The 10962-nt window shown below is 75.7% G+C and carries 12 protein-coding genes; 5 read left to right on the top strand and 7 right to left on the bottom strand.

Going from position 1 to position 10962, the window contains the following annotated elements; translation table 11 throughout:
• Positions 1 to 8: 8 nt before the first annotated feature.
• The 6 genes from ACFVYI_RS36355 to ACFVYI_RS36330 form a co-directional block, all read right to left on the bottom strand.
• The gene (locus ACFVYI_RS36355; protein ID WP_387893548.1) at positions 9 to 797 is read right to left on the bottom strand and encodes a thioesterase II family protein; all 789 of its coding nucleotides are present in this window, start codon (positions 795 to 797) and stop codon (positions 9 to 11) included.
• A gap of 130 nt (positions 798 to 927) precedes the next feature.
• Positions 928 to 1749: an integrase gene (locus ACFVYI_RS36350; RefSeq protein WP_387893546.1), complete on the bottom strand. Its 822-nt coding sequence runs from the start codon at positions 1747 to 1749 to the stop codon at positions 928 to 930.
• Positions 1750 to 2091: 342 nt separating this feature from the next.
• On the bottom strand, positions 2092 to 3435 hold the full coding sequence (locus ACFVYI_RS36345; protein WP_387893544.1) for an amidase: 1344 nt from the start codon (positions 3433 to 3435) through the stop codon (positions 2092 to 2094).
• A 24-nt stretch (positions 3436 to 3459) separates the two neighbouring features.
• On the bottom strand, positions 3460 to 3690 hold the full coding sequence (locus ACFVYI_RS36340; RefSeq protein WP_387893542.1) for a hypothetical protein: 231 nt from the start codon (positions 3688 to 3690) through the stop codon (positions 3460 to 3462).
• Between the two features lie 65 nt (positions 3691 to 3755).
• Positions 3756 to 4844: an allantoicase gene (alc, locus tag ACFVYI_RS36335; RefSeq protein ID WP_387893540.1), complete on the bottom strand. Its 1089-nt coding sequence runs from the start codon at positions 4842 to 4844 to the stop codon at positions 3756 to 3758.
• A 59-nt stretch (positions 4845 to 4903) separates the two neighbouring features.
• The gene (locus ACFVYI_RS36330) at positions 4904 to 5812 is read right to left on the bottom strand and encodes a LysR family transcriptional regulator (protein WP_387893567.1); all 909 of its coding nucleotides are present in this window, start codon (positions 5810 to 5812) and stop codon (positions 4904 to 4906) included.
• A 159-nt stretch (positions 5813 to 5971) separates the two neighbouring features.
• Between ACFVYI_RS36330 and ACFVYI_RS36325 the strand changes: the two genes are divergently transcribed.
• A complete protein-coding gene (locus tag ACFVYI_RS36325) occupies positions 5972 to 6925 on the top strand; it encodes an LAETG motif-containing sortase-dependent surface protein (RefSeq protein WP_387893538.1) in 954 nt (317 codons plus the stop codon).
• 58 nt (positions 6926 to 6983) lie between these two features.
• On the opposite strand, the gene ACFVYI_RS36320 is transcribed toward ACFVYI_RS36325, so the two are convergent.
• Positions 6984 to 7622 (bottom strand): ATP-binding protein, encoded by a 639-nt coding sequence (locus ACFVYI_RS36320; RefSeq protein WP_387893537.1) that lies wholly within the window; start codon positions 7620 to 7622, stop codon positions 6984 to 6986.
• A 285-nt stretch (positions 7623 to 7907) separates the two neighbouring features.
• Between ACFVYI_RS36320 and ACFVYI_RS36315 the strand changes: the two genes are divergently transcribed.
• The 4 genes from ACFVYI_RS36315 to ACFVYI_RS36300 all read left to right on the top strand — a co-directional run bounded on the left by ACFVYI_RS36315 (position 7908) and on the right by ACFVYI_RS36300 (position 10951).
• Positions 7908 to 8750: a hypothetical protein gene (locus ACFVYI_RS36315; protein WP_387893536.1), complete on the top strand. Its 843-nt coding sequence runs from the start codon at positions 7908 to 7910 to the stop codon at positions 8748 to 8750.
• 192 nt (positions 8751 to 8942) lie between these two features.
• Complete coding sequence (locus tag ACFVYI_RS36310) at positions 8943 to 9704, top strand: YcnI family protein (protein ID WP_387893534.1); 762 nt, start codon at positions 8943 to 8945, stop codon at positions 9702 to 9704.
• Between the two features lie 81 nt (positions 9705 to 9785).
• Positions 9786 to 10454, top strand: a complete 669-nt coding sequence (locus ACFVYI_RS36305; RefSeq protein ID WP_387893533.1) for an SCO family protein — start codon at positions 9786 to 9788, stop codon at positions 10452 to 10454.
• Positions 10451 to 10951, top strand: coding sequence for a copper chaperone PCu(A)C (locus ACFVYI_RS36300; protein WP_387893531.1), 501 nt, complete (start codon positions 10451 to 10453; stop codon positions 10949 to 10951). The genes ACFVYI_RS36305 and ACFVYI_RS36300 overlap by 4 nt, the downstream gene beginning before the upstream one ends.
• The last annotated feature ends 11 nt before the right edge of the window (positions 10952 to 10962 follow it).

The raw sequence follows: 10962 nt of genomic DNA, 5'->3' as shown, positions 1-10962 counted from the left end.
GGCGGGGTTCAGGCGCGGCCGGCGCCGAGCACCTGGCGCAGCCGCAGGTCGGACCGCAGGTGGCCGGCGATGTGGGCGAGCAGCTGCTTCTCCTGGGCCTGCAGGTAGAAGTGGTCGCCGGGGAAGATCCGCAGTTCGAAGCCGGCGCTGGTGGTGTCGGACCAGGCGGCGACGTTCTCGGGCTCGCACTCGGCGTCCCGGGCCCCCACGTAGGCGACGACCGGCACCCGGTGGCGGCCGGCGGCGGGGTCGGGCCGGTAGGCGGCCGACAGCCGGTAGTCGGCCCGGATGCTGGGGAGGACCAGCTCCAGGAGGCCCGGGTCCATGTCGGCCAGCGAGTTGTGGCCGAGCTGGCGCAGCTCGGCGAGGAACTCGGTGTCGTCCGCGGCCGCCGACTCCTCGCGCTCACGGCGGTGCGGGGCCTCGGAGCCCGAGACGAACAGCCGCACCGGGCGCACGCCGTGCTGGGCACCGAGCCGCAGCGTCACCTCGTGCGCGACCACCGAGCCCATGCTGTGGCCGAACAGCGCCAGCGGCACCCCGTCGGCGGCCAGCCCGGCCAGGGCGGCGGCGATCTCGTCCGCCATCGCGTGGACGGAGGGGGCGTAGGGGTCGCCGAGGCGGTCCTGCCGGCCCGGGTAGCAGGCCGACAGCACCTCGATGTCCTCGGGCAGCTCGCGGGCCCAGGACCAGTAGGCGGTGGGTGCTCCGCCGGCGTGCGGGAAGCAGACCAGCCGCAGCCGCGGGGCCGGAGCCGTGTGGTAGGTGCGGAACCACAGCGCCACGGAGTCGGTCATGAGCGTCCTTCGGGGGAGGGGTGTGGCCATGGAGATGCCGATCTATCAGCACCGCCACGGTGCCGCCCGCTCCTATACCGCGCCCATATCGGGCGGACGGCCCCGCCGTTCGCCGCCCCGCCGCGGTCCGCTACAGCAGCGCGTAGAGGGCCGAGGCGTCGTCGTGCGCCTTGCCGCGCGGCCAGCGCTCGCAGGCCGCGTCCGACCGCTCGACCGCCCGCACCTGGGCGATCAGTTCGCCCGGCCCCGACTCGGCGAGCACGTGCAGGGCGTCCGCCCAGCTGCCCAGGCCGAAGCGCTCGGTGTAGCGCGAGGCGCCGTCGCTCAGCGCGGCCACCGCGTGCAGCCGGTCGAGGTCGACGAAGCCGGTCTCGGCGTGCTGCGCGGCCTTGGGGCTGGCGGCGGCGATCCACGGGCCGCCGCCCGAGTTCCGGACGGCCCGGACGGCCAGCGCGTACTCCAGGTGCAGTGCGGCGCGCTCGGTCGAGCCGGGCACCGTCGACCAGACCTGGCGGCGCAGCTCCTCACCGCTGGGGAAGCGCTGGTTGTCCCCGATCACCCTGGGCGGGCCGTCCTTGTACTGCAGCACCAGCAGCGAGTCCCCGAGCACCAGGTACTCCAGTGCGGCGCCGTGCCGCCGGGCGGCGACCACCATGGCGGCGGGCGTGTTGGGGTGGGCGAGGTCGCAGCGACCGCCGTGCAGCGCGGCCGTCTCCACGATGGCGTCGGCCAGGCACTCGGCGATCGAGCGGTCCGCCCGGTCGGTGAGCCGGGCCAGCAGGTGCACCCCCAGCCGCCGTACGTACCACGGGGTGCCGTGGCGGCACCCGGACTCCAGGCCGGTCGGCGAGCTCGCCCCGTCGAGCAGTACGAGCGCCTCCGGCGAGGCCGCCGCGAAGTCCTCGCTCTCGTGGTCCGGCCGCCGTGCTTCCCCTGCCAGCTGTACCTGCATCCCGACAGTGTGGACGTCGGGTGGGGCGTGCGCCCAGACCCGTGCACGCCGCGTGTCCGGGCTCGGCCGGGGCTGTCCGGTGGCAGTGGGGGCAATTCACCCATACCGTCGGATATCGACTGGACAATTCGGCCAATCAGGGCCCGTCGGGTTTGCGCGCTCCTTCGAGGGGCCGACCGGCACGGGACTGACGAGGACGAGGAGCGACGGATGTTCTGGGAGTTCATCGTGCTGGTGGTCGCCTCGATCGGCTTCCCGACCGCAGCGCTGCTGTTCCTGATCGGCGGCCCCCGCTTCCCCGACGAGCAGCGCGACCGGCGCTGACCGTACCCGCCGCGCCGCTCAGCCGACCGGCCCGCCCAGGGCCCGCTCCAGCGGGGCCGCCCGGGCGAGCAGCAGCTCGTCGGCGCCGGCCGCGCCGACCACCTGGAGACCGAACGGCAGGCCGTCCGCGCTCACCCCGGCGGGCAGGCTGAGCGCCGGCAGCCCGGCGTAGCTCCACGGCAGGGACATCACCGCGTCACCGGTGCTGCCCAGCCCGAGCGGGGCCGGCCCGGTGGCGGAGGGCGCCACCAGCAGGTCCACCCCCGCGGCCGCCCAGGCGTCGGCCAGCCGGGCGCGGGCGTGCTCGCGGGCCCGCAGCGCCGTCCCGTAGTCCTCCGGCCGGACGGACTGGCCGTGCCGGATGCCGGCCGCCGTCTCCGGCCGGTAGAGGTTGCCGAACCGGGCGAACCAGTCGACGTGGCTGCGCGCCTGCTCGAAGCGGTTGATCGTCCGCACCTGCCGCACCAGCCACGCGAAGTCGGGCAGCAGGTCGACCTCGCGCACCGTCGCCCCCGCCGCGGCGAGCCGGTCCAGCTGCTCCCGGAAGGCCGCCCGCGCCGCCGGCCCGGCCTGCTCCAGGTACGGCCCGACGGGCACCCCGAGGACGGGCGGCCGGTCCTCGGGGTGCCCGTCGCCCCGGCCGACGCCCCGCCAGTCGCCCCGCCAGTCGTCGCAGAGCAGCGGCGCCGCCAGCGCCGCACCGGCGAGGTCGGCGGTGAACAGGCCGAGGGTGTCGAAGCTCGGCGCGTTCGGCAGCACCCCGTCCGTCGGGATCCGCCCGTACGTCGGCCGGAAGCCCACCACCCCGCAGTAGGCGGCCGGCCGGATCACCGAACCGACCGTCTGGGTGCCGATCGCCAGCGACACCAGCCCGGCCGCGACCGCCGCCGCCGAACCGCTGCTGGAGCCGCCCGGGGTGTGCCCGGGGCGGTGCGGGTTCCGGGTCGGGCCAGGGGCGCCGCCGGCGAACTCGGCGGTGACCGTCTTGCCCGCCACCAGCGCGCCCGCGGCCCGCAGCCGGTCCACCACGGCGGCCTGCGGCCCGGCCAGCACGCCCGGCGGCAGCGCCGATCCGGCGTGCGTGGGCAGGCCGTCGACGTGGACGATGTCCTTGATCCCGACCGCCACCCCGTACAGCGGCGGCGCGGCGCGCGGATCGGGGTACCGCGCCACCAGCGCGCGGGCCTCGGCCCGCAGCCGCTCCGGGCGCCCGGGCTCGGGCACGAAGGTGTGCAGCAGCGGGTCCAGCCGCTCGATCCGGCCGCAGAGCCGGTCGGCGTGCGCGGCCGGGCCGGGGCGCCCGGCCCGCAGCCGAGCGACCTCGTCGGCCAACGACCGCGGGCGGACCAGGGATTCGTCCATGCCGACCAGGCTAGGACGTCCGGGCTACGGGTGCTCGGTCGCCAGGTACGGCGTCTCGCGCAGGTAGTACGCGCCGCAGGTGTGGCAGCAGAGTTCGGGCGTCTTGCCCCAGTCCACCGGATCCCGCAGCTGCGCACCCGCGTCCAGCTCCCGACCGCACATGGCGACGGCCTCGGAGCCGCGGACCACGTGCCAGAGCCTCACCCCGGCGGACGGGCCGCCGTCACCGTACTCGGCGCGCATCTGGTGCATCATTCCTCCATCGTCCGGCGGCCGTCGGACACCGGCAACCGGGGCCGGGGACGGCGCCCGCCCTCCGATCAGACGAGGCTGCCGTGCAGCCGCAGCCGGGCGATGCCGCCGTCCGGGAAGACGTCGAGCCGGACGTGGGTGGCCGGCCGGGGCGCGTCGAGCACCAGACGGTGGACGGCGTCGGGCTGGAGCCGGGTGCGGGGCACCAGCTCGAACCACTCCTGCGGGTCGGCGGCCCGGTCGTCCCGGCCGTAGAGGGCGGCCCAGCCGGCCGCGTTGCCCACGTAGTAGCCGGTGTCGATCTCCACGGCGCGGATCGCGCCGCGTCCGGCGAGCCGCAGCAGGACCCAGTCGTGGCCGTCGTCCCGGCGCCGGCGGTTCTCCCAGCCGTCGCCCATCGCCCGGGACTTGCCGGGCAGAGCGAGGTTGGCCGGCGGCGAGAAGAAGCGGTCCGAGGCGTCCTCGACCGCGCCGCCGTGCTCGATCGCGGCCAGGTCGAAGGTGCCGAGGGCGGCCAGCCAGGCGGTGTCCGGCCGGGCCTCGCCGTGCACCCGCAGCCGGGCGATGCCGCCGTCGGGGTACTGGCTGAGCCGCAGGTGGGTGAAACGACGGCCGTCTTCGACCGCGAAGCCGTTGGCGGCGTGGCCGCGCACCGGCGAGCGGGGCACCAGCGGGTGCCAGACGGTGGAGTCGGCGAGCAGCTCCTCCGGGCCCGGGGTGCCGGGGAGCTCGGTGCCCTCCAGGCCGATCTGCTGCGGGTAGTTGCCCCGGAAGTGCGCGGTGTCGACGATCACGCCGTGCACGACTCCCGGCACTCCCAGGCGGATCAGTGCCCAGTCGTGGTCCTCGGCGGTCGGGTGCGGGCGGCCGGCGGCGGCGCCCCGGCGCCGGCGGGTCTCCCAACCGTCCATGATCTGGCCCTTGTTGCCGAAGGTGTGCGGGCGGAACTCGGCGGGCTCGGGCAGCAGCAGGTTCTCCCGCTCGGCGAACAGCTCGTCGTTGGCGGCGATCACGGCGCCACCGAGCCGGCGGTCCGCCAGGTCGGTCAGCGTGGTGAAGGCGAAGGTGGCGGAGCGGTAGTCGGCGTACGGGTTGCCGCCCGCGTAGGGCAGCGCGTCGGCGTCGGGCAGGGTCCGGGCAGTGGTGTCGGTGGCCATGCGTCCACCATGACCCCGGGGGACTGATCAGGTCCATCACAAAGAACTGAGCAAACCGTTCACTCCGACTGAACGGTCGCCGCCACCTCGGCCAACGCCGCCAGCACCCGGCGCAGCGGCGGCGTCCCCTCCGTCCCCGTGCGCACCGCGGCGACCACCCGGCGGGTCGGCAGGTCGGCGGGCAGGGCCCGGACCACCGCCCCGCCACCGCGCCCCGCCGAGGCCAGCCGGGGCACCAGCGCCACCCCGAGGCCGGCCGCCACCATCGCCAGGATCGCCGACCAGTCCGCCGCGGTGTGCGCCCGCTCGGGCACGAACCCGGCGTCCGCGCACGCCGCCAGTGTGATCTCCCGCCAGGGGCCGGCCGCGCCGTAGATCCACGGCTCGTCGGCGAGGTCCGCGAGCCGCAGGCCCGAGGAGTCGGCCCGCGGGTGCCCGGGCGGCAGCGCCACGTCCAGCGGGTCGCTGAGCAGCACCGACTCGACGAACCGGGGGTCGCCGCCGGCCGGTTGCACCGCGAGCGAGAGCGCCAGGTCGACGTCCCCCGCCGCCAGCAGCCCGTACGCCCCGGCCGCCTCGGCCTCCACCACCCGCACCGCCAACCGCGGCGCGTCCTCGCGCAGTCGGGCGATCGCCGGGACGAGCAGCCCGCCGATCGCGGTGGCGAAGGCGCCCACCCGCACCTCGCCCGCCTCGCCGTGCAGATACCCCGCGAGCTCCGCCTCGGCCCGCTCCAACTGCCCGAACACCAGCTCCGCGTGGCGCAGCACCAGCCGCGCCGCACTGGTCAGCCGGACCCGCCGCCCGTACGGCTCCAGCATCGGCGCGCCCAACTGCCTGGCCAGCGCCGACACCTGCTGGGAGACCGCGGACGGCGAGAGGCGGAGCCGCTCCGCCGCCGCCGTGACCGTGCCGCACTCGTCGACCGCCCGCAGCACCCGCAGTCGCCGCAGATCCCACTCGCCCACCGCACCCATCGCGCCAGCGTAGTCGGCTTTCGGCCACCCCGGCCGGAACCCTTCGCCGGGCCCCCGATAGGGTGCGGCGGCGCGACCCGCCGGCGATCATCGCCAGGCCCCAAGTCGCCCTCATTCAGACACAATTCACCCAAAGCTGGAGCAATGATCGTGCGCTCTTCCCGCCTCCTGGCCGCCTCCACGCTGCTCGCACTGTCCCTCGGTGCGACGGTCGGTGCGGCCACCGCCGGTGCGGTCGCCGTCTCGCCGAGCCCGACCGCGACCAGCACCCCGTCGACCCCGCCGACCGGCACGGCCACGCCGACCGCGCCGACCACCCCCTCGACGGGCGCCACCGCCTCGCCGAGCGCCGGCGCCACCACCACCGCCACGCCGACCGTCCGGCCGACCACCCCGGCGCCGACGCCCACGGTCGGCAACCGCTGCCACGGCGGCGTGTACCAGAGCTCGCTCCTCAAGGTCACCGGCACCGGCCTGTACGGCACCACCCTGGTCAAGGGCGGCCCGGCCGCCGAGATCACCGTGACCTGGGAGAACAACAGCGGCGTCGAGCTGCCCGCCGTCCACAACTCCTTCTACGTCACCGACGAGTTCGACGGGGACCGCCCGGTCGAGTGGAGCACCGAGTTCTTCGACGTGCAGCTGAACACCGGCTCCGGCTGGAAGCCCGCGAAGCTCGACGACCGCCACCTGCCGGCGCCCGACTTCAAGCTGGCCAAGGGCGAGAAGCACACCGTCCAGATCCGGATCGCCGCCACCGCCAAGGCCCCGGCCGGGAAGTACGGAGCCAACTACGACTCCGGCTCGGACGCGTTCGACAACGACAAGGTCCCCACCCCGGCCAACGACAAGCCGAACGCCTGCACCCAGTTCTACGGCTACTACGAGGGCGACTTCAAGGTCGCCGAGACCGGCGCCGCGACCACCCCCGCGAGCGCCGGGTCCCCCAAGGCCTCCGCCTCCCCCGCCGCCGGCCCGCACCTGGCCGAGACCGGCTCCAGCTCCAACACCCTCCCGATCGCCCTCGGCGGCGCCGCCGTCCTGGCCGCCGGCGCCAGCACCCTGCTCGTGCTGCGCCGCCGCAAGGCCGGCTCGCACAGCTGACACCGGCAGCGATGACCGGAGAAGGGGTACGGGCGCACCGCCCGTACCCCTTCTCCGGTCAGCAGGCCCGCAGCAGGGCGTCGTCCTGCCACTTGAGGACCTTGTCGAAGCTGACGATCGCACCGCGCAGGGGGTGGTTGCGGAGCTGGACGTGGTCGGTCAGGGCGTGGATCAGGAACAGGCCGCGACCGGACTCGGCGGTGAGGTCGGGGAGGGTGTCGAGGTCGACCGGGCGGAGGGTGGGCGCCGGGGCCCCGGGGCGACAGGGCGGCAGGACGTGGGTGTCGTAGGGGCGGTCCTCGCGGCGGGAGCGGTGTGCGGTGAGGACCGGGCCGGGGACGCTGGCGCGGCCGCGCCGGGCGCGGCGGTGCGGGGCCGGGCGGGCCGGCGGGGCGGCCGGCCGGCGCAGCGGGAGCGGCGCGGGGGCCGCCGGCGCCGGGAGGCCGGGGCCTGAGTCCGTCACCTCGATCCGCAGGAGGTCCCCGCTGATCGACGCGGTGACCTGGAAACCGTCGTCCGCCCGCCCGCCGGCACCGTGCTCCACCGCGTTGGCGCAGGCCTCGCTGAGGGCGACGCCGAGGTCGTCGGCGATCTGCGGGTCGACGCCCGCCGTCGCCATGGCACCGAGCAGGATGCGCCGGGCCAGCGGCACGCTGGCCGGGTCGCGCTTGAGGTGCAGAGTCCACCAGATGTCCACGGGAGGTCCCTCCTGGCTGCGGCTCCACATACAACTAGGTATCTCCGGGCGATCCCGCGGTGAACCGTGCAGGAGGTCCGCTACCGCCCGTTCGGCGGATGGACTGGGGCCGTGGTCTGTGCCGAGCGGCGCACACCGGGGGCCGCACGCCGGGGCCGAACGGGGCATTCGTGGGGCTTGTCCGACAATCCGCGTCGCCCGCCCGGCGGGAACCGTCGAACCGGCCCCCGGGATTTCCCACCCTGCCAACGACGGCGCGGTGGGCGATGAGATGATGGCCCGGCCATGACTGCCCTCGCCACCGCCCCGCACCCGGGCGCCCTCGCACCGGACGCGCCGGTGGGGGCCGCCGCCTGGGACCTGCGGCTTGCGCGGGCCGTCCCGTTCGCCCTGGTCTGCACGCTGATCGCGGCCACCGGGCACGCCCTGGCCGGCGGCGGGAACGTGGCACCGCCCGCGCTCGCGACCGGCTTCGCGGCCGTCCTGGTGCTCGCGGTGGCCCTCGGCGGGCGGGAGCGTTCGCTCGGCGCCATCGCCGGTGCGCTCGGTGCGGGCCAGCTCGGGCTGCACTGCCTGTTCCACGCCTTCGGCGGGCACGCCACCGCGGCGGCCGGCGCGATGGCCGGGATGCACCACGGTGGCGGCTCCGGCCCGCTGACCCTGCCCCAGGTGGCCGGGCGGCTGATCTGCAACGAGGCCCGGCCCGGCACGCTGGCCGGCCTGCCCGGCAGCCCGTCCGCCGAACAGCTGGTCGCCAACGCGGGCCTGGACCCGCAGGCGTACGCCGTCGCGCCCTGGTGGCAGGGCGGCCTGCTGGGCATGACGCCGTCGATGCTCGCGGGCCACCTGGCCGCCGCCCTGGTGGCCGGCTGGTGGCTGCGGCGCGGCGAGGCGGCGCTCTGGCGGCTGGTCAGGATCACCGCCACGGCCGCCCGGGAGCACTGGGCCACTCCGCTGCGGACGGCGTTCGCGCTGGCCGCGGCAGTGCTGGGCGGTCTGCTCGGCACGCCCGGCGGGCCCGCCCGCCGGTCCGGCGCACGCGCCGGGGACAGCCGGCCGCCGGCTCGCACCGCGCTGCGGCACAGCGTGGTGCGGCGCGGCCCACCGTTCGGGGCCCTCGCGTACTGACCCGCCGTCGACGGTGTGCCCGCCAGGGCCGCCGGACCGGGCTCCGGGCGTACGCGGCAGCCGAGCCGTCCCCGCCGCGTCCCGCGGCCGGCGGCCCCCCACTCGTCCCCACGCCGCGCGGCCCCGCCGAGGCACGGATCACCGTGTCCGGGAGCGGTCCTGCCGCCGAGCCTCCGAACGGAGACCCGAATCATGCGTTCCCTTCCCGCCCGCCGCATCGCCGCCGTCGCCCTCACCGCCGCCACGTCCGTCGTGGTGCTGGCCGGCCCGGCCTTCGCGCACGTGACCGTGAACCCGGGCAGCGCCCAGCAGGGCGGCTACACCGCGGTCGACTTCCGGGTGCCGAACGAGAACGACACCGCCTCCACGGTGAAGCTGGAGGTCAACCTCCCGCTGGACCACCCGCTGGCCTCCGTCCGCACCCTCCCGATGCCGGGGTGGACCGCGGTGGTCGAGAAGTCCAAGCTCGACAAGCCGATCAAGGTGCACGGCAACGACGTCAACGAGGCCGTCTCCAAGATCACCTGGACCGCCGACGCAGGCACCAAGATCGCCCCCGGCCAGTTCCAGGAGTTCCGCGTCTCGCTCGGCCCGCTGCCGACCGACACCGACAAGATGATCTTCAAGGCGCTGCAGAGCTACGACAACGGCGACGTCGTCCGCTGGATCGACGAGGCCAAGGACGGCCAGCCCGAGCCGGCCAAGCCCGCCCCCGTGCTGACCCTCTCCAAGGCCGCCGCCGGCGACGGCCACGGCGTGACCGCCTCCCCGTCGGCCGCCGCCGACGGCCACGGGCACGGCGACGCCAAGGACGAGGCCGCCGCGGACTCCTCGGACAAGAGCAGCGACTCCACCGCCCGCGTGCTCGCCGTGGTCGGCATCGTGGTCGGCCTGATCGGCGCCGCGTTCGGCGTCCTCGGCCTGCGCCGCAAGAACGGCGGCTCGGCCTCCTGACCCCCGCACCGGCGGGGCCGCACCCGTACCGCACCCGGGTGCGGCCCCGCCGGTGATCCACCGCGCACGATCGGATCCCCCATGCCCCGCACCCTCCGCACCGCCCGTCTGGCCGGCGCCGCCGCCGTCGCGCTCGCCGCGGCCCTCACCCTGACCGCCTGCGGCTCCGACGGCGGCGGCACCGGCCCCGCCAAGGTCACCCAGCAGAAGGCCGACTCCCCGTACCAGGGCACCGTGCTCAACAAGCACTTCGACAAGCCCGACCTCCAGCTGACCGACACCGCCGGCCAGGCCTACGACCTGCGGCAGAAGACCGCCGGCCGGAGCACCCTGCTGTTCTTCGGCTACACCAGCTGCCCGGACGTCTGCCCGACCACCATGGGCGACATCGGCGTGGCGATGACGAAGCTCTCCCCCGAGGAGCGGCAGAAGGTCGACGTCGTCTTCGTCTCCACCGACCCGCAGCGCGACACCCCCCAGGTGCTGCGCAGCTGGCTGGACTCGATGGGCAAGGACTTCATAGGCCTCACGGGGGACCTGGCCAGGGTCAAGGCCGCCGCCAAGTCGCTCGGCATCCTGATCGAGGACCCGGTGGTCAACGCGGACGGGACGGTCACCTCCACCCACGGCGCGCAGGTGCTGGCGTTCCTGCCCTCCGACGACAAGGCGCACGTCCTCTACCTCAGCGGTACGGAGGAGAAGACCTACGAGCACGACCTCCCGCTGCTCGCCCGGGGGGTCGCGGCATGAAGGGCATCGGCGGCGCGAGGGGCTTCCGGCGGACCGCGCTCGCGGGGACAGCGCTGGCGACGGCACTGGGCGCCGGCGCCATCCTGGTCGCCTGCGGCGCGGGCGGCGGGGGCGACACGGCCGACGGGCCGGCCCGGCTGAGCGTCGCCGACTCCTACATCCCGCTGCCCCCGGCGGGCGGCATGGCGGCCGGCTACCTGACCGTGCGCAACGACGGCGGCGAGGACCAGCTGGTCAAGGTCTCCAGCCCGGCCGCGCGGTCGGTCACCATGCACCGCTCCACCGAGTCCACCATGGAGCAGGTCGAGCGCCTGGACGTCCCGGCGCACGGCGCGTTGGAGCTCGCGCGCGGCGGCAACCACCTCATGATCATGGGATGGCAGAAGGCCCCCGCCCTCGGTGACGAGCTCGAACTCGACCTGACCTTCGCCAAGACCGGCACCGTCTCGGTCAAGGTGCCGGTCAGGGAACTCACCTACCGCCCCGGCCAGCAGTAAAGGGATCCAGG

Source organism: Kitasatospora sp. NPDC058218, assembly GCF_042882445.1.
In the GTDB taxonomy this organism is placed as follows: domain Bacteria; phylum Actinomycetota; class Actinomycetes; order Streptomycetales; family Streptomycetaceae; genus Kitasatospora.
Note: the sequence above shows the minus strand (reverse complement) of the source record. Positions and strands in the feature narration are given on the sequence as shown.